The sequence below is a fragment of the Janthinobacterium sp. KBS0711 genome, assembly GCF_000988085.1.
Taxonomy (GTDB): Bacteria; Pseudomonadota; Gammaproteobacteria; order Burkholderiales; family Burkholderiaceae_D; genus Janthinobacterium; species Janthinobacterium lividum_E.
On sequence record NZ_LBCO01000024.1, the window covers coordinates 946,355 to 963,387 of the forward strand.

The 17,033-nt window shown below is 61.2% G+C and carries 17 protein-coding genes; 6 read left to right on the forward strand and 11 right to left on the reverse strand.

Features of this window, described 5'->3' with window-relative positions; all coding sequences use genetic code 11:
- Positions 1-29: 29 nt before the first annotated feature.
- On the reverse strand, positions 30-914 hold the full coding sequence (locus VM94_RS16875) for a TauD/TfdA dioxygenase family protein (RefSeq protein WP_046684425.1): 885 nt from the start codon (positions 912-914) through the stop codon (positions 30-32).
- A gap of 211 nt (positions 915-1,125) precedes the next feature.
- Between VM94_RS16875 and VM94_RS16880 the strand changes: the two genes are divergently transcribed.
- A complete protein-coding gene (locus VM94_RS16880; RefSeq protein ID WP_082127749.1) occupies positions 1,126-1,611 on the forward strand; it encodes a tetratricopeptide repeat protein in 486 nt (161 codons plus the stop codon).
- 18 nt (positions 1,612-1,629) lie between these two features.
- Here VM94_RS16880 and can read toward each other — a convergent pair whose 3' ends face one another.
- From can to VM94_RS16915, 7 genes are all read right to left on the reverse strand, one after another.
- Positions 1,630-2,301 carry a carbonate dehydratase gene (can, locus tag VM94_RS16885; RefSeq protein WP_034788731.1) on the reverse strand — a complete coding sequence of 224 codons (672 nt, stop codon included), beginning with the start codon at positions 2,299-2,301 and terminating at the stop codon, positions 1,630-1,632.
- A 136-nt stretch (positions 2,302-2,437) separates the two neighbouring features.
- On the reverse strand, positions 2,438-3,571 hold the full coding sequence (dnaJ, locus tag VM94_RS16890) for a molecular chaperone DnaJ (protein WP_034745985.1): 1,134 nt from the start codon (positions 3,569-3,571) through the stop codon (positions 2,438-2,440).
- A gap of 161 nt (positions 3,572-3,732) precedes the next feature.
- Positions 3,733-5,676 (reverse strand): molecular chaperone DnaK, encoded by a 1,944-nt coding sequence (gene dnaK, locus VM94_RS16895; RefSeq protein WP_034745982.1) that lies wholly within the window; start codon positions 5,674-5,676, stop codon positions 3,733-3,735.
- Positions 5,677-5,767: 91 nt separating this feature from the next.
- On the reverse strand, positions 5,768-6,304 hold the full coding sequence (gene grpE / locus VM94_RS16900; protein ID WP_034745977.1) for a nucleotide exchange factor GrpE: 537 nt from the start codon (positions 6,302-6,304) through the stop codon (positions 5,768-5,770).
- A gap of 346 nt (positions 6,305-6,650) precedes the next feature.
- Positions 6,651-7,760, reverse strand: coding sequence for a ferrochelatase (gene hemH / locus VM94_RS16905; RefSeq protein WP_046684426.1), 1,110 nt, complete (start codon positions 7,758-7,760; stop codon positions 6,651-6,653).
- A gap of 149 nt (positions 7,761-7,909) precedes the next feature.
- Complete coding sequence (gene recN / locus VM94_RS16910; protein WP_046684427.1) at positions 7,910-9,577, reverse strand: DNA repair protein RecN; 1,668 nt, start codon at positions 9,575-9,577, stop codon at positions 7,910-7,912.
- A gap of 47 nt (positions 9,578-9,624) precedes the next feature.
- Entirely contained in the window at positions 9,625-10,596 is a 972-nt protein-coding gene (locus tag VM94_RS16915; protein WP_225242741.1) for an NAD kinase, read from the reverse strand.
- 262 nt (positions 10,597-10,858) lie between these two features.
- Here VM94_RS16915 and VM94_RS16920 point away from each other — a divergent pair, with 262 nt between their 5' ends.
- From VM94_RS16920 to gloA, 4 genes are all read left to right on the forward strand, one after another.
- The gene (locus VM94_RS16920; protein ID WP_046684428.1) at positions 10,859-11,125 is read left to right on the forward strand and encodes a hypothetical protein; all 267 of its coding nucleotides are present in this window, start codon (positions 10,859-10,861) and stop codon (positions 11,123-11,125) included.
- A gap of 39 nt (positions 11,126-11,164) precedes the next feature.
- Positions 11,165-12,475: a PQQ-dependent sugar dehydrogenase gene (locus VM94_RS16925; RefSeq protein WP_046684429.1), complete on the forward strand. Its 1,311-nt coding sequence runs from the start codon at positions 11,165-11,167 to the stop codon at positions 12,473-12,475.
- A 104-nt stretch (positions 12,476-12,579) separates the two neighbouring features.
- Positions 12,580-13,002 carry an OsmC family protein gene (locus VM94_RS16930; RefSeq protein ID WP_046684430.1) on the forward strand — a complete coding sequence of 141 codons (423 nt, stop codon included), beginning with the start codon at positions 12,580-12,582 and terminating at the stop codon, positions 13,000-13,002.
- Between the two features lie 114 nt (positions 13,003-13,116).
- On the forward strand, positions 13,117-13,524 hold the full coding sequence (gene gloA / locus VM94_RS16935) for a lactoylglutathione lyase (protein ID WP_046684431.1): 408 nt from the start codon (positions 13,117-13,119) through the stop codon (positions 13,522-13,524).
- Positions 13,525-13,528: 4 nt separating this feature from the next.
- On the opposite strand, the gene VM94_RS16940 is transcribed toward gloA, so the two are convergent.
- Positions 13,529-14,434 (reverse strand): LysR substrate-binding domain-containing protein, encoded by a 906-nt coding sequence (locus tag VM94_RS16940; protein WP_046684662.1) that lies wholly within the window; start codon positions 14,432-14,434, stop codon positions 13,529-13,531.
- 92 nt (positions 14,435-14,526) lie between these two features.
- On the opposite strand from VM94_RS16940, the gene VM94_RS16945 reads away from it, so the two are divergent.
- On the forward strand, positions 14,527-14,994 hold the full coding sequence (locus VM94_RS16945; RefSeq protein ID WP_046684432.1) for a DMT family transporter: 468 nt from the start codon (positions 14,527-14,529) through the stop codon (positions 14,992-14,994).
- Positions 14,995-15,065: 71 nt separating this feature from the next.
- Here VM94_RS16945 and VM94_RS16950 read toward each other — a convergent pair whose 3' ends face one another.
- Together VM94_RS16950 and VM94_RS16955 are read right to left on the reverse strand one after the other, a co-directional pair.
- On the reverse strand, positions 15,066-16,406 hold the full coding sequence (locus tag VM94_RS16950) for a TolC family outer membrane protein (RefSeq protein ID WP_046684433.1): 1,341 nt from the start codon (positions 16,404-16,406) through the stop codon (positions 15,066-15,068).
- A gap of 303 nt (positions 16,407-16,709) precedes the next feature.
- A complete protein-coding gene (locus tag VM94_RS16955) occupies positions 16,710-17,033 on the reverse strand; it encodes a rhodanese-like domain-containing protein (protein ID WP_034788759.1) in 324 nt (107 codons plus the stop codon).

Here is a 17,033-nt window from a genome sequence, read left to right on the forward strand (position 1 = left end):
ACTCCTTGGGTCAGGCTTACAGGAAAAAATCAGTACGGCGCATCGCCTTCGATGGTGGTGCGGTAGAGCTTGCGGCGCTGGTCGGGCGGGCAACCGGTGGCCAGATGCATCAGGGAACGGTTGTCCCAAAACACCAGGTCATGCGGTTGCCAGCGGTGCATATACAGGTGCTCGGGACGTACGCTGTGGGCAAACAGTTCATCGAGCAGGGCGCGGCTTTCATCGTCGGGCAAGCCGACGATGCGCGTGGTGAAATGTTCGCTGACGAACAGGGCGCGGCGTCCCGTTTCCGGATGCACACGTACGACGGGATGGGTGACGGGTTTGACTTCATCGATCTGCGCCTGCGTCAGGGCGGGCCGCCATGGGTTGCGGCGGCGCAATTCCTCATACTGGCTCAGATAGCTGTGCTCGGCACGGGCGCCGCGCACGGCGTGGCGCAGCGCGGCCGGCAAGCTTTCCCAGGCCAGGTGCATGTTCGCGAACACGGTATCGCCGCCCTCGTCCGGCAACTCTTGCGCATGCAGCATGGAGCCGAGGCTGGGCACTTCCTTGTAGGACAGGTCGGAATGCCAGAAATGGCCGGCGTCACCGAGGCCGATGGGCTGGCCGTTTTCGACGATATTCGAGATGATCAGCACTTCCGGCTGTGTGGGCAACTGGAACTGGCGCAGCACGTGGATTTGCAGCGGACCGAAGCGGCGGCTGAAATCGACTTGCTGCTGCGGCGTGATGCGCTGGTCGCGGAACACCAGCACATGATGGTCGAGGTGGGCATGGTGCAGGCGCTGGAAATCGCCCTGCGACAGCGCTTGCGCCAGGTCCAGCCCCAGCACTTGCGCGCCCAGCGGCGCATCGAAAGTTTCGATCTGGAACGGGCTGGTGGACTGCACGGGTTTCAGGACGGCCGACATGGGAGTTCGCCAAAAGTCTGGGGAAGTCCACTGTATGCCGGCCAGCCTTGCTTGCAAACGAAGCATTTACTATATGGATATGCGCGGCGCGTTGCGCCACGCTGCAACAGGCACTGTCACGCAATGGCACAGCAGCGCCGGCTTTGCCCGGGAATGGAGCTAGCACGCAACTTGCTTATCTACCAAGCTTCAATCGTTGATCAGGAAAGCCATGCCCACCTACGCCCTGCTGCTCGCCTTGCTGTTCCCTGCTTTCGTCCACGCGCAGGATAGCGAGGGTGAAAGTGATCTCAGCTACAAAGCCTATGTGCACAGCGACAAGCGCATCAAGTGTTTGTACGGCTATGCGGCCGACAAGACGGGCGACCATGCGGCCGCCGTCGCCATCTTTGAAGATTGCATCCGGCGCTGGAACGACGTGTATTCGATGATTTGGCTGGCCCAGTTGTATGAAACGGGCATCGGCGTGCCCAAGGACTTGCAACAGGCGACGGCGCTGATGCGGCGCGGCGCGCATACGAACGATGACGCGGCCTATGCGCGGCTGGCGCGCTACCACTATGGCGTGGCGCTGGCCGAAGGCCGGGGCACGCCGCAGGACATTCCCCAGGCCAGAAACTGGCTGCGCCAGGCGGCGCGGGAAGGCGTGCGGGAGGCGGCCGATTACCTGGGCCGCCTGGATAATGCGGCGCCGTAGGCACGGCGCCAGCATCGATTACGCGATCGCTTCGTAGCGCGCCAGGCGCGTCGCCATGCGCGGCGCCAGTTCGTGGCCAGCCGTGACGGTCACTTCCAGATCGTTCAGCAAGCCATCTTTCAAGCCATAGACCCAGCCATGGACGCTGAGTTCCTGGCCCCGTTCCCACGCATCTTGCACGACGGTGGTCTGGCACACGTTCAAGACTTGTTCAACGACGTTCAGTTCGCACAGGCGGTCGCCGCGCTGGCGGCTCGTCAGCACGTCGCCCAGGTAGCGCTCGTGCTTCTGGCCCACGTCCTGCACGTGGCGCAGCCAGTTGTCGACCAGGCCGATGCGCGTGCCCGTCATGGCCGCATGCACGCCCTTGCAGCCGTAATGGCCGACGATGATGATATGTTTGACTTTCAGCACGTCCACGGCAAATTGCAGGACGGACAGGCAATTGAGGTCGGAATGCACGACCACGTTGGCAATATTACGGTGCACAAACACGTCGCCAGGCGCCATGCCCAGCAATTCGTTGGCGGGCACGCGGCTGTCGGAGCAGCCGATCCACAGGTATTCAGGCGACGTTTGCGCTTCCAGGTTCTTGAAGAAGTTCGGGTCTTTCGCCACCATCGAGTCGGCCCAGCGGCGGTTACGCTGCAGCAGTTCCGCCAGGGCCGGGCCATTTTTCTGTTCGGTCATATCGCTCCCATTGTGTACGTACGACTGAATTGGCGGCAGATCGCGCCCATAGGCCGGCGATGCGCACACATTGCTCAGTCGTGATGAAAAAAACGCCGGGATGTTGAAGCATCCCGGCGCATGGTATTACGTGTGCTTATTCAAAAAAATCCTTGACCTTGTCTTTCCAGGTCTTGCTTTGCGGACTGTGCTTGGCACCGCCCTCGGTCGTCGACTTTTCAAAGTCGCGCAGCAGGTCTTTCTGTTTTTCCGTCAGTTTCACCGGCGTTTCAATGGCCACGTGGCAGAACAAATCGCCCGCGTAACCGGAGCGCACGCCCTTGATGCCCTTGCCTTTGAGGCGGAAGGTCTTGCCCGACTGGGTGCCTTCCGGGATCGTGAACGATACTTTGCCGTTCAAGGTAGGCACTTCGATTTCGCCGCCCAAAGCCGCCTTGGTGAACGAGATCGGCATTTCGCAATGCAGGTCGTCGCCTTCGCGCTGGAACACGGCATGCGGCTTGATGTGGATTTCCACATACAGGTCGCCCGACGGGCCGCCATTCGTGCCTGGTTCGCCGTTGCCGGACGAACGGATACGCATGCCGTTGTCGATACCGACTGGAATTTTCACTTCCAGGGTCTTGTTGCGCTTGATGCGACCGGCGCCGCCGCACGGCGTGCACGGGTCGGTGATGACCTTGCCGCTGCCATGGCATTTCGGGCAGGTTTGCTGGATGCTGAAGAAACCTTGCTGCATGCGCACCTGGCCGTGGCCACCGCAGGTACCGCACGTGGTGGGCGACGTGCCCGGCTTGGCGCCGCTGCCGTGGCAAGTGTCGCACTTGTCCCAGCTCGGCACGCGGATGGTCGTGTCGAAGCCGTGAGCGGCTTGCTCCAGTGTAATTTCCAGGTTGTAGCGCAAGTCGGCGCCACGGTACACCTGTGGCCCCGCATTGCGGCTGCGTCCACCACCACCGCCAAAGATGTCGCCGAAGATATCGCCGAAGCTGTCGGCAAAGCCGCCAGCGCCGCCGCCGAAGCCGCCACCGCCGCCCATGTTCGGGTCCACGCCAGCGTGACCATAACGGTCATACGCGTCGCGCTTTTCCGGATTGGTCAGCATCTCGTAGGCTTCTTTGACTTCCTTAAACTTTTCTTCCGATTCCTTGCTATCCGGATTGCGGTCCGGATGGTATTTCATCGCCAGTTTACGGTAAGACTTTTTGATCTCTTCTTCCGAAGCATTTTTTGCGACACCGAGTGTCTCGTAAAAATCACGCTTTGCCATGTTGTCGGCACCTTGCAGTCTATCTACTGATGTAAAAATTACACGAAAAAGCCGAGTCGAGTGCTGCACTGGGCAACGACTCGGCTCGGCCGGTCTTCGCGGCTAATCCCGCGATGTAGCGTTCAGCCCGGCTGCCCCCAGTTCATGGGAGCGCAAGACAATTACTTGCTGTCTTTGACTTCTTTGAAGTCAGCGTCAACAACGTCGTCTTGCTTGGCGCCTGCGTCCGATGCGCCAGCAGCTTGCTGTGCACCTTCCGCGCCGCCGGCAGCTTGCTGCGCTTGCATGTCGGCATACATTTTTTCGCCCAGTTTCTGCGATGCGCTCGACAGTGCTTCCACCTTGGCGTCGATCTCAGCCTTGTCGCCCGCCTTGATGCTTGCTTCCAGGTCGGTGATGGCCGCTTCGATCTTCTCTTTCTCGCCCGCATCCAGCTTGTCGCCGTATTCGGTCAAGGATTTCCGGGTCGAGTGTACCAGAGCATCGGCCTGGTTGCGCGACTCGGCCAATTCTTTGACCTTCTTGTCTTCTTCCGCGTTCAGCTCGGCATCCTTGACCATCTTCTGGATTTCAGCCTCGGTCAAGCCGGAATTGGCCTTGATCGTGATCTTGTTTTCCTTGCCGGTGGCCTTGTCTTTCGCGCCGACATGCAAGATGCCGTTGGCGTCGATGTCGAAGGTCACTTCGATCTGTGGCGTGCCGCGCGATGCTGGCGGGATGCCTTCCAGATTGAATTCGCCCAGACCCTTGTTGCCGGCGGCGATTTCGCGCTCACCCTGGAAGACCTTGATGGTCACCGCAGGCTGGTTGTCGTCGGCCGTCGAGAACACTTGGCTGAACTTGGTCGGAATCGTCGTGTTTTTGTGGATCATCTTGGTCATCACGCCGCCCAGGGTTTCAATACCCAGGGACAGAGGAGTAACGTCCAGCAACAACAAGTCCTTGCGTTCGCCCGACAGGACCGAACCTTGGATCGCTGCGCCCACGGCGACGGCTTCGTCCGGGTTCACGTCCTTGCGTGGATCCTTGCCGAAGAATTCCTTCACTTTTTCCTGCACCTTCGGCATACGCGTCATACCGCCGACCAGGATGATGTCATCGATGTCCGACACTTTCACGCCTGCATCTTTGATAGCGATGCGGCATGGTTCCATCGTGGCCGTGATCAGCTCTTCCACCAGCGACTCCAGCTTGGCGCGGGTCATCTTCAGGTTCAAGTGGACCGGCGCGCCGTTCGCCATGGCGATGTACGGCTCGTTGATCTCGGTTTGCTGCGACGACGACAATTCGATCTTCGCGCGCTCGGCCGAAGCCTTGATGCGCTGCAGGGCGATCGGATCTTTTTTCAGGTCGATGCCGTTGATCTTCTTGAACTCGTCGATGATGTAATCGATGACGCGCTGGTCGAAGTCTTCGCCGCCCAGGAAGGTGTCGCCGTTGGTCGACAGCACTTCAAATTGTTTCTCGCCATCAACATCCGCGATTTCGATGATCGACACGTCGAACGTACCGCCACCCAGGTCATACACGGCGATTTTACGGTCGCCTTTTTCGGTCTTGTCCAGGCCGAACGCCAGCGCTGCCGCGGTTGGCTCGTTGATGATGCGCTTGACGTCCAGGCCAGCGATACGGCCTGCATCCTTGGTGGCTTGACGCTGCGAGTCGTTGAAGTACGCAGGCACGGTGATGACGGCTTCGGTGACTTCTTCACCGAGGTAGTCTTCTGCCGTTTTCTTCATCTTGCGCAGCACTTCAGCCGAAATTTGCGGCGGAGCCAGTTTTTTGTCGCGTACGCCGATCCATGCATCGCCGTTGTCGGCTTTCATGATCTGGTACGGCATCAGCGCGATGTCTTTTTGGACTTCTTTTTCGTCGAACTTGCGACCGATCAGACGCTTGACTGCGTACAGCGTGTTTTTCGGATTGGTCACGGCCTGGCGTTTCGCTGGCGCGCCGACGAGAATTTCGCCATCTTCTTGATAAGCAATAATCGACGGCGTCGTGCGTGCGCCTTCAGCGTTTTCGATTACCTTTGGTTGACCGTTTTCCATGATGGAAACGCAGGAATTCGTGGTTCCCAGATCGATACCGATAATTCTACCCATGATTTATTTCCTTTTATTTGCTAGATTTCAGATGGTTCTTATATGTGGCAAAGCGGCATGGTTTCAAGGCTTGCTTGATGCCGCCCTCTGATTATTTTGCTTGCGCGGTCGTTACAATGGCTGGACGCAGCAGGCGGTCCGCAATCATATAGCCCTTTTGCAGGACTGACACGATGGTATTGGCTTCCTGGTCCGCTGGCACCACGGCAACAGCCTGGTGTTTCATTGGATCGAGCTTCTCGCCCTGCACTGGCAACACTTCCACCAGGCGGTTGCGCTCGAACGCGGCGTTCAGTTGCTTCAAGGTCATTTCGACGCCTTCTTTCAGCGATTCGATGGTCGGTGCTTCCACCGTCAGCGCCGTTTCCAGGCTGTCTTTGACCGGCACCATGGCTTCGGCAAAGCTCTCGACTGCGAATTTATGCGCTTTAGCAACATCTTCCTGCGCGCGGCGGCGGATATTTTCGCCATCGGCCTTGGCGCGCATGAAGGCATCGTGCATCTCTGCAAGACGCGCTTCGGTACTCGCCAGCTGCTCTTCCAAAGTAGGCTCTGCGGGAGTCGATGGGGCAGTCGCCGCGGCGTCCGCTTGCGGATTAGGTACAGCTTGGTTTTCCTGATCTTGCATCTGAAAAGCTCCTACAATCAATGACTTAAATGAGTTAGTCTAACTATCTTTACAACACTAACGGGCAGATGGGGCTATATCCTATTGTTTCAAGGGGTATGCGTGGCAAAACCAGAATTACATCGGTCCATGTTACAGCCTATTACAAAGCGCTTCCCATTTCGGGCATTCATCCGTGCGCGCCCACCCTTGATTTTCCAGGCTTCCCACGGCAAAGCGGGCATTCTACCAGCCCCGCCACGGCCATCGCCACTGGCGGTGTTGCTATTTGGAAAGTCACTTGGCCACGCCAGACATGACAAAGCCGCGCAGGCGCGGCTTCAAGATGGCAAAAAACTCAGTAATGTCAGTTCGTCGCGCCCAAGGCCAACGCCGCCGTGCGCGCCTGCTCGCCCGCTCTCTTGTCCGCTTCGCGCTGCGCCGCCGTCTTCATCGTCGGCCAGCCAATCATGTGCTGTTCCGCAATTTCCGCCATGCCCGCAATCCAGGCTGGCGTTTCGTTCAGGCAAGCGATGTAATGAAACTGCTGGCCGCCGGCCGTTTCAAAATCATGCTTCGCTTCCATGGCGATCTCTTCCAGGGTTTCCAGGCAATCGCTGGTAAAACCCGGGCACAGCAGATCGACGCGCTTGACGCCCTGCTGGGCCAGCGCCACCAGCGTGGGCGCCGTGTACGGCTGCAGCCATTCGGCCTTGCCAAAGCGCGACTGGAAGGTCACCACGTATTGCTCTTTAGTTAATTTTAACTTTTCCGCCAGCAGGCGCGCCGTTTTCAGGCATTGGCAGTGGTATGGGTCGCCCAGCAGCAAGGTACGCTTGGGCACGCCGTGAAAACTCATCACCAGTTTTTCCGGACGGCCATGCGCTTCCCAATGATTCAGCACCGAATCGCGCAAGGCGTCGATATACGTATCATGCTCGTGATATTGCTTGATAAAACGCAATTCCGGTACGTTCCGCACGGTGACGTAATGAGCAAACACGGCATCGTAGATGGATCCCGTCGTCGTGCCCGAGTATTGGGGATAGGCCGGCAGGATGGCGATGCGCTCGCAGCCCTCGCTTTTCAGCTGGGCCAGCACGTCAGGCAAGGAAGGCGAACCGTAGCGCATGGCCATGGCCACCGTCACGCCGTCATGGCCCCGCTCGGCCAGGGCGCCGGCCAGCAACTTGGCCTGCTTTTGCGTATGCACTTTCAGGGGCGAACCTTCGCGCGTCCAGATCGATGCGTATTTCTTGGCCGACTGGCCGGAGCGGAACGGCAAGATGATCAGGTTCAGGATGAACCACCAGACAATGCGGGGAATTTCCACCACGCGCGGATCCGACAAAAATTGCTTCAGGTAACGCCGCACAGCTGACGACGTCGGCACATCGGGCGTGCCCAGATTGACAAGCACCACGGCGCTGCGGTCGATGCTGCCATGCGTGTACGGCGGTTCTGTTTGAAATGACATGAAGGCTCTTCGAAGGCGTTGGATGGATTAGCCAGTTATTATAGTTGCATTGAGTTAATAGCGAAGTGCTGGGGTCAGACCCTCAATGCCGCTAACGTCAAACTCAGCGCTAACGCATCCGGGGGGCTGCCCCCGGATTTAAGCCGCGTTCAAATCGCGAGCAGTTCACGCGCATGCTTGCGCGTGGTGGCCGTGATTTCCAGGCCGCCCAGCATGCGCGCCACTTCTTCCACCCTGGCCTTGGCGTCGAGCATGTCGATGCGCGAGGCCGTCTTGCCATTGTCCAGGGTGCTTTTTGCCACCTGAAAATGCTGATTGGCCTGGCTGGCCACTTGCGGCAAGTGGGTCACGCACAGCACTTGCCGTCCCTGCCCCAGGCGTTTCAACAAGCGCCCGACGACTTCCGCGACGGCGCCGCCGATGCCGCTGTCGACCTCGTCGAAGATCAGGGTCGGCGTGGTGGTGGCGTGCGAGGTGATGACGGAAATGGCCAGCGCGATGCGCGCCAGTTCGCCGCCGGAAGCGACTTTCGCCAGGGAACGGGGCGCCGTGCCCGCGTGGCCGGCGACGAGAAATTCCACTTGTTCAAGGCCGTGGGCAGCCGGCTCGCACGGGTGCAGGGCGATTTCAAAGCTGCCGCCCGTCATGCTCAGTTCCTGCATCGCGCGCGTGACGGCTTGCCCCAGTTCCAGGGCGGCGGCGCGGCGCGTGGCGGACAGGCGCTCGGCCACGCTACGGTATTCGGCCTCGATCTTCGCTTCCTGGCGCAGCAAGCCTTCGATGTCGGAAGCGTCGGCCAGATGCTGCAGCTTTTCCGACAGCTTCGCGTGTTCCTCCGGTAATTCTTCGGGCGTAACGCGGAATTTGCGAGCCGTGCTGTGCATGGCTTCCATGCGCGCGTCGAGCTGGTGCAGGCGCTCCGGGTCCAGTTCCACCCGGTCCAGGTAATTGTTCAGCGCGTACACGGATTCCTGCAACTGGATGCGCGACGATTCGATCAGGTCGACGATCGGCTGCAATTCCGCATCGACGGACACGAGCTTGCCCAGCTTCTGGTTCAGGGCCGACAGTTGCGACACGATAGGATGGTCTTCCGACTCGGAAATGAGCGACAAGGCTTCCTGCGCCCCTTCCAGCAGGCTGGCCGCGTGCGACAGACGGCTGTGCTCGTTCGTAATCTCCGTCCACTCGCCGGGCTTGGCGGCCAGTTTTTCCAGTTCGCCCACCTGCCATTCCAGGCGTTCACGCTCGTACAGCACGTTGGCCGCATTCGTTTCGAATTCCTCGCGCTGGCGCACGAGGGCGCGCCAGCGCTTGTGCAGGGCCGCCACTTGCCGCGCATCCTGTTCCGCACCCGCTTCGCGCGCCGTCGCCTGGCCGTCGAGCAAGGCGCGCTGCGCTTCGCTTTTCAGCAAGGACTGGTGCGCGTGCTGGCCGTGGATGTCGACCAGCATGTCACCGAACTCGCGCAACTGCGCGGCCGTGGCGGGGATGCCGTTGATGTACGCTTTCGAGCGGCCCGCATTGTCGATCACGCGGCGCAGCAGGGCGCCGCCATCGTCGTTGGCGAATTCATGCGCCACCAGCCAGGCTTGCGCCACGTCGCTGACGGAGAAATCGGCCGTGATGTCGGCCTTGGCCGCGCCTTCGCGCACCACGCTGGCGTCGCCGCGCCCGCCCAGCGCCAGGGTCAGCGCATCGATGAGAATGGATTTGCCGGCGCCCGTCTCGCCCGTCAGCACGCTGAAGCCGGCGGAAAATTCCAGTTCAATGGTATCGACAATGACAAAATCGCGAATGGACAGTGTATGGAGCATGGCTTCTGTGGTTGGGCGGCGCACCGCGGGTTGAGGTGGAGAAAAAGTTAGCTGAGCTTGCCCTCGCCCGACGGGTACTCATTCCAGTGCAATTTTTCACGCAGGGTGTTGTAGTAACTCCACCCTTCCGGATGCAGGAAGGTAATCGTGTGCGGCGAACGGCGGATGAGGATGCGGTCTTGCTGCACCAGGCTGGCAAAGGTCTGCATGTCGAAATTGACGCTGATATCGCGCCCGCGCACGATTTCCACGACGATCTGGCTGGAGTCGGGCAGGACGATGGGGCGGTTCGACAGCGCATGCGGGGCGATCGGCACGAGCACGATGCCGCCCAGGGTTGGGTGCAGCAATGGGCCGCCGGCCGACAGCGAGTACGCAGTCGAGCCCGTCGGCGTGGAAATGATCAAGCCATCGGAACGCTGGTTGTACATGAAGTGGCCATCGACCTCGACGCGCAATTCCGCCATGCCGGCGCCGGCGCCGCGCGAGACGACGACATCGTTGACGGCCATGCCCACGTGGATCGACTCGCCGTCGCGCAACACGCTGCCTTCGAGCAAGGTGCGGCGCTCGGCCTTGAAGCGGCCGCCGAGAATTTGCGCCAGCACGGGCAGCATGCGCTCGAGCGGGATATCGGTCATGAAACCCAGACGTCCTTGATTGATGCCGATCAAGGGGACGTCGAATGGCGCCAGTTGGCGTGCAATACCCAGCATGGTGCCGTCGCCGCCCATGACGATGGCGCAATCGGCGGCGGCGCCGATCTCGGCCGGAGACATGGCGCGCACGCCGGGAAACGCCAGGTTCAGGTGCGCGGCCGTCTCTGCTTCGAAGACCACCGTGTGGCCCAGCACTTGCAGGAAATCGACGATGCTTTTCACGGGCTCGGCAATGCCATCCGTATTCTGGCGCACGACCAGGGCGATGGTCTTGGCGCCCAGGTTGAAGCGTTCGCCCGGGGCTGGCAAGGTCGCGGCTGGCTGTTCGGCGCGCTGTTCGGCGTGTGTATCGACGGGCATAAGAGTCTCGGTAGTGAATTCGGTGGCAAGCCGCCCCAGGCTGTCGCGTCGCACGCCGGCATCGCATGATACTGTATATATCCACAGTATAGTGCGGCTGCCGTGTGCCCGCAAGGGGCGTTCTTGGTGTTGCACGCAGTGTAGCGCAGAAAAAGAATCGTCCATGCGTGCGCCAGCGCTCCCTGCATGGACAAATCCGCTTGCAGATGGCCTGCCGCGGCAGGACACTGATTTCACGTTACTTTTACTGTCAGGAGGCCATATGGTTACCCAGCATAGCGAACGCAAGATCAATACCGATGAAAAGGTCAAGAATGACGGCATCGACCGTCTGCCGCACGAGCGCGATGAATCGCCCGATGCGCAAAACGTGCGTCCGCGCAAGATCATGCAACAGGCGGCCAGCGACCTGGAACAGGGCCTGGTCGACACGGACCGCCGCGCCCAGCCCGGCGTGGAAAAGGTCAAGCCCACCGAACCGAAACAGGCCCGTCCCGACCCGCAGCTGGAACCAAAGAAAGCGCGCTGAATCGAACTGTCAGGCACCGCTACTTTTTCGGAGTACGCCATGCACCGTTACGTCTGTTCATTCCTGCTGGCCGCTGCCTGCGGCGCCACTACCGCCCACGCCCAGGCACCCGCCATGCCCGTCGGCTTCGGCCCGCAACCCGTGCTGCCCGCGCCGGACAAGCAGTTGATTCCCACCGTCAACGTGGCGCCCGTGCAGCGCTGGACGGCCGCACAGCGCCCCGTGGTCGCGCCCGGCCTGGCCATCCGTCCGTATGCGCGCGACCTCGACCATCCGCGCTGGCTGTACGTGCTGCCGAATGGCGACGTGCTGGTGGCGGAAACGAACGCCCCGCCGAAGCCCGAGGATAACAAAGGCATCAAGGGCGCCATCATGCAGATGCAAATGAAAAAGGCGGGTGCCGCCACGCCCAGCGCCAACCGCATCACCTTGCTGCGCGGCGTCGATGCAAACGGCGTGGCGCAGACGCGCAGCGTGTTCCTGCAAGGATTGAATTCGCCATTTGGCATGGCCCTGGTCGGTAACGAGTTGTATGTCGCCAATGCCGACGCCTTGATGCGTTTTCCCTACAAGGAAGGCCAGACGAGCATCACGGCGCCGGGTGTCAAGGTGGTGGATTTGCCAGGCGGCCCCATCAATCACCACTGGACCAAGAACGTCATCGCCAGTGCCGATGGAAAATTTCTCTATGTTACTGTCGGCTCGAACAGCAATGTGGGCGAGAACGGCCTGTCGGCCGAAGACGGCCGCGCCGCCATCTGGCAAATCACGCGCGCGACGGGCAAGGCACGCGTGTATGCGACGGGTCTGCGCAACCCTGTCGGCCTGGCCTGGCAGCCACACAGCGGGGCACTGTGGACGGCCGTCAATGAACGCGACGAGCTGGGCAACGACCTGGTGCCCGACTACATGACGTCCGTCAAGGACGGCGCCTTCTATGGCTGGCCCTACAGTTATTTCGGCCAGCACGTCGATGCGCGGGTCAAGCCGCCGCGCCCGGAACTGGTGGCCACCGCCATCGCGCCCGACTACGCGGTGGGCGCACATACGGCCTCGATGGGCCTGGCATTTTATGACGGCACCTTGCTGCCCGAACGCTACCGGGGCGGCGCCTTCATCGGCCAGCACGGCTCGTGGAACCGCAAACCTTTCAGCGGCTACAAAGTCATCTTCGTGCCCTTCGCGAACGGCGTGCCCAGCGGGCCGCCGCAGGACGTCATCGCCGGCTTCCTCGACAGCAATGGCAAGGCGCAGGGGCGCCCCGTCGGCGTGGCCATCGACAAGGCGGGCGCGTTGCTGGTGGCGGACGACGTGGGCAATGTCATCTGGCGCGTGACGCCGGCGCCGTGAGTGGCGATGCCCCGCACACGCATGCTCCCCTGTGTGACGCAACGAACGGAAGGGCAAGAGTGGCACGCGCATGATGGACGCTCGAACCACGCAAGGAGTACATCATGAAAAAAACAGGATCAGCCGTCTGGAGTGGCGGCCTTAAAGAGGGCAAAGGGTTTATTTCCACCCAAAGCGGCGCGCTCGACAATGTGGCCTATGGCTTCAATACGCGCTTCGAAGACGGTCCCGGCAGCAATCCGGAAGAACTGATCGGCGCGGCCCATGCGGCTTGCTTCACCATGGCCCTGTCCGGCCAGCTGGGCGAGGCGGGCCTGCGCGCCACGGCCCTGAAAACCACGGCCGACGTCAGCCTGGAAAAAATCGATGGCAGCTATGCCATCACGGCCGTGCACCTGACCCTGGTGGCCACCATTCCCGGCGCCACCGACGAAGCGTTCCAGGACGCGGCCCTGCGCGCCAAGCTCGGTTGCCCCGTATCGAAGTTGCTGGCCACGGAAATCACCCTGGACGCCCATCTGGAGTAATGCAGGCACGCCGTCCGCTGCTGTTCCATCACCGGGCGGCAGGGGCGGTCTCGGCAAGAAAGCCGTAAAACGCATAAAATCCTGCCATTCCCCTATCACCATCAAGGATTTACGATGCGTATTTTGCACACCATGTTACGGGTCGGCGACCTGCAGCACTCCATCGATTTTTACACCAAGGTCCTGGGCATGAAATTGCTGCGCACCAGCGACAATCCGGAATACCAGTACACCCTGGCCTTCGTCGGCTATGGATCGAATCCCGACCACGCGGAACTGGAACTGACGTATAACTATGGCACCACCAGTTACGAGCTGGGCACGGCGTATGGCCACATCGCCATCTCGGCCGACGACATCGTCGCCGCTTGCGACGCGGCACGGGCAAATGGCGGCAACGTCACGCGCGAACCGGGTCCCGTCAAAGGCGGCAACACGGTCATCGCCTTCATCACCGATCCGGACGGCTACAAGATCGAATTGATCGAACGCAAGTTCGACGGCCAGGGCGGCGGCTTGTAGTGACTCAGTCTGGCTCGGCGGCCTGTGCAATGGCCGCGCGCAGCCAGGCGATGCCCGCATCGCCGTCCGTGCGGCGGTGCCGTATCGTTTCAAACGAAAACGGCGCGATGGCAAATGGCGCGGCATACAGCGCCAGCCCCTGCGCCACGCTTCCCTGCAAGGCGCGCCGCGCCACCGTCAGGATCAAGTCCGTCCCCCTCACGACCTCCGGTGCGACCGTCCAGTACGGCACACGCACGGCGATGCGGCGCGCCTGGCCCAGCTGGGCCAGGGCCGCATCGACTTCGGCCGCCATGCCGCCCTCGCTGGACGCCACCAGCACGTGCGGGCGCGCCAGATAGGTGTCCAGATTCCATGTTGCGCCGTCCGCCAGGCTGGCCGGATCGAGCGCGCACACGAATGTTTCCTCGAACAGGGTTTCTCGATGTAAGTGCTCGGGCAGTTGCGGGAACACGCCCAGCGCCAGGTCGATCTCGCCATCCTGCACGCCAGCGATCACGGCCTGTCGGCTGGCATAGCTGACGGCCAGGTCGATGCCGGGCGCTTCCACGCGCAAACGGCGTAGCAAAGCGGGCAGGATCAAGGCCGCGCCGTAATCCGACATGGCCAGGCGAAACACGCGCTGCGCCGTGGCCGCCTCGAAGACGGCGCCGCCCAGTACGGAGCGCACGCTTTGCAGGGCTTCGGCCAGCGGCCGCGCCAACTCCAAAGCGCGCGCCGTGGGCTGAAAGCCGCCCTTGCCACGCAGCAGCAGCGGGTCGCCGAGCAGATGGCGCAAGCGGGCCAGCGCATGGCTGACGGCAGGCTGGCTCATGTGCAAGCGCTCGGCCGCGCGCGACAAGTGGCGCTCGCTGAGCAGCGCTTCCAGGATCACCAGCAAGTTCAAATCAACGGCCCGCAGATTATTCATTTGGCGCATATTTTAATGACAAACTACGAATTGGATTTAATGATGACAGCATAATACGATGACTCCATCAACTCAACGTGATGGAGTCGCACATGCATGGATGGATTACCGTATTTGCCCCGCTGGCCATGCTGGCCGGCGCCGTCGTCCCGTTCCAGGCCGGCGCGAATGCCGCGCTGGGCCGCAACCTGGGCCACCCGCTGTGGGCCACGCTCGCCTCGCTGGCCGTCAGCGCCGTGCTCGCGTCGCTGGTGATGCTGGTCTGGCGGGTGCCGGCGCCCGATGTCAGTCTCGCCATGCGGGGACCGGGCTGGTCCTGGCTGGGCGGCGCGGCCGGTGTGTTTTACATTACAGCCGCGCTGATGCTGGCGCCGCGCATCGGTTCCGGCCCCTTCATGGCGGCCGTCATCGGCGGACAGATGCTGGCCGCGCTGGCCATCGACCGCTACGGTTTGCTGGGCTTTGCCGTCAAGCATATTTCTCCGCTGCATTGGGCCGGTGCGGGGCTGGTGGTCGCTGGTGTGATCCTCACGCAAGTAGCCAACAGCCGCGCCGCGTGAAAACAGATCAGGACGAAAAAAAACCAGCGCCGTCGCCGGTGCTGGTTTTCATTTGAATCTACAGAAAAAGATTATTTATCGAGCAAGGCGTTCACGGGCATCAAATCCGTTTCCTTCAACGTGCCGGCGGCCGCCTTCAGGCGCAAGCCGTTCATGATGGTGTCGTAGCGGGCTTTCGACAGGTCTTTTTGCGTCGAGAACAGTTGTTTCTGTGCATTCAAGACGTCGATATTGATGCGCACGCCCACTTGATAACCGAGCTGGTTCGACTCCAGGGCCGACTTGCTCGACACTTCCGCCGCTTCCAGCGCCTTCACTTGCGCCAGGCCGCTGTTGACGCCCAGGAAAGCCTGGCGCGCGCCTTGCGATGCCGCGCGGCGTGCCGATTCCAGGTCGTTGCGGGCCTTGTTTTCCAGCGCGATCGATTCGCGCACCTTGCTGGTGACGGCAAAGCCGCTGAAGATCGGGATGCTCCACTGCACGCCGATGGCGTTGTTGTTATTGCCGCTGCCATTGCCGCCACCCGAGGTGTAGCTATGGCCCGTGTTGGCGATCAGATCCAAGGTCGGATAGTGGCCAGCGCGGTTGCGGCCGATGTCGCGCTTGGCCGATTCCACGTTGAACTGGGCCGTGACGACGCCGAAATTCTGCTCTTCCGCCGAGCTCACCCATGGTTCGACGGCGGCCGGTTCCGGCGCGCTGATGACCACGCCCGTGCGCATCGGCGCCAACGACGTTGGCGCCTCGCCGATGATGGTTTGCAGGGCGCTGCGCTTGTTGGCCAGGTCATTGATGGCGGCAAATTCCTGCGCCACCACCAAATCGTACGCCGCTTGCGCTTCGTGCGTGTCGGTAATCGTTTGCGTGCCCACTTCGAAGTTGCGCTTGGCCGATGCCAGCTGCTCCGTCGTGGCCACTTTTTGCGCCTGCGTGGCGCCCAGGTTGTCCTGCGCGCTCAGCACGTCGAAATACGCCTGCGCCACGCGCGTGATCAGGTCTTGCTGGACTTGCGCAAATTGCGCTTCGGCAATCGCTTGCGCCAGCTTGCTTTGCTGATAGGTTTCCCAACGGTCCCAGCGGAACAGCGGTTGCGCCAGGGTCAAGTTATAGCTGTTCGTGCGCACATTCACGGACGGCGAGGTGATCTTGTTGCCGCCATTGTTCTGGGCGATCTGCTCCTGATTGCCGCGCGTATTGCTGCCCGAAGCCGACACTTGCGGCAGCAAGCCTGCCAGCCCCTGCGGAACCCGCTCCATCCCGGCCGACAGGGCCGCGCGCGCGCTGGCATACTGCGCGTCATTGGCCAGCGCCTGCTGGTACACTTGGATGAGATCGGCCGCCTGCGCTTGCAGCGAGCATGTCATCGAGACAAAGGCGCTGGTCATCAGCACGGCGATAAGGGGTTTCCGCATTGCATTTCTCCGTTGGAGTCGTCAAAAGTTGATGGAATCAAAAATCTGCTACCGCTTGCCTTGCGCCCGCCGGATGAGCGGGGTACAGGCCTCCGCAGGCATGCAGGAAAACATGCCTGGGTGCATCTACTGAAAAAATAACTTAGAACCTATCCCAGTAGGGAGCGTCTTCTGTTGGCAGTTCATCAGGAGCGCGGACAAGGCGTGAGGAGGACGCGTGGAGAGCCACGCAACGACGATCAACGCAGTCCCCGCTTCTGAGGGGCGCCAGCAGGAGATGTATTCATCTACTGGGATAGGCTCTTAGTATTTAGGCATTGCGCTGTCGACTTGCAGCGCCCAGGCATGCACGCCGCCCGTCAAATTACTGATCTTGCCAAAACCATTGCGCTCCAGGAAGGCCGCCACTTGCATGCTGCGCATGCCGTGATGGCAGATGCAGACGATCTCGGCGTCTTCATCGAGGTCATCGATGCGCGCAGGAATCGAGTTCATCTGCATCAGGGTGGCACCGTCGAGGTGGCACAGGTCGAACTCCCACTGTTCCCGCACGTCCAGCAGGAACGGACGCGGTCGGGAAGGGTCAGCCAGCCAGGCGGCCAGCTGCGGTGCACTCAAATGCTCCAT

Excerpts from the sequence above, each read along its gene's own strand:
- VM94_RS16875 (WP_046684425.1), bottom strand. The coding sequence starts at position 914 with ATGTCGGCCGTCCTGAAACCCGTGCAGTCCACCAGCCCGTTCCAGATC.
- VM94_RS16880 (WP_082127749.1), top strand. The coding sequence starts at position 1,126 with ATGCCCACCTACGCCCTGCTGCTCGCCTTGCTGTTCCCTGCTTTCGTC.
- can (WP_034788731.1), bottom strand. The coding sequence starts at position 2,301 with ATGACCGAACAGAAAAATGGCCCGGCCCTGGCGGAACTGCTGCAGCGT.
- dnaJ (WP_034745985.1), bottom strand. The coding sequence starts at position 3,571 with ATGGCAAAGCGTGATTTTTACGAGACACTCGGTGTCGCAAAAAATGCT.
- dnaK (WP_034745982.1), bottom strand. The coding sequence starts at position 5,676 with ATGGGTAGAATTATCGGTATCGATCTGGGAACCACGAATTCCTGCGTT.
- grpE (WP_034745977.1), bottom strand. The coding sequence starts at position 6,304 with ATGCAAGATCAGGAAAACCAAGCTGTACCTAATCCGCAAGCGGACGCC.
- hemH (WP_046684426.1), bottom strand. The coding sequence starts at position 7,760 with ATGTCATTTCAAACAGAACCGCCGTACACGCATGGCAGCATCGACCGC.
- recN (WP_046684427.1), bottom strand. The coding sequence starts at position 9,577 with ATGCTCCATACACTGTCCATTCGCGATTTTGTCATTGTCGATACCATT.
- VM94_RS16915 (WP_225242741.1), bottom strand. The coding sequence starts at position 10,596 with ATGCCCGTCGATACACACGCCGAACAGCGCGCCGAACAGCCAGCCGCG.
- VM94_RS16920 (WP_046684428.1), top strand. The coding sequence starts at position 10,859 with ATGGTTACCCAGCATAGCGAACGCAAGATCAATACCGATGAAAAGGTC.
- VM94_RS16925 (WP_046684429.1), top strand. The coding sequence starts at position 11,165 with ATGCACCGTTACGTCTGTTCATTCCTGCTGGCCGCTGCCTGCGGCGCC.
- VM94_RS16930 (WP_046684430.1), top strand. The coding sequence starts at position 12,580 with ATGAAAAAAACAGGATCAGCCGTCTGGAGTGGCGGCCTTAAAGAGGGC.
- gloA (WP_046684431.1), top strand. The coding sequence starts at position 13,117 with ATGCGTATTTTGCACACCATGTTACGGGTCGGCGACCTGCAGCACTCC.
- VM94_RS16940 (WP_046684662.1), bottom strand. The coding sequence starts at position 14,434 with ATGAATAATCTGCGGGCCGTTGATTTGAACTTGCTGGTGATCCTGGAA.
- VM94_RS16945 (WP_046684432.1), top strand. The coding sequence starts at position 14,527 with ATGCATGGATGGATTACCGTATTTGCCCCGCTGGCCATGCTGGCCGGC.
- VM94_RS16950 (WP_046684433.1), bottom strand. The coding sequence starts at position 16,406 with ATGCGGAAACCCCTTATCGCCGTGCTGATGACCAGCGCCTTTGTCTCG.
- VM94_RS16955 (WP_034788759.1), bottom strand. The coding sequence starts at position 17,033 with ATGGAGCATTTGAGTGCACCGCAGCTGGCCGCCTGGCTGGCTGACCCT.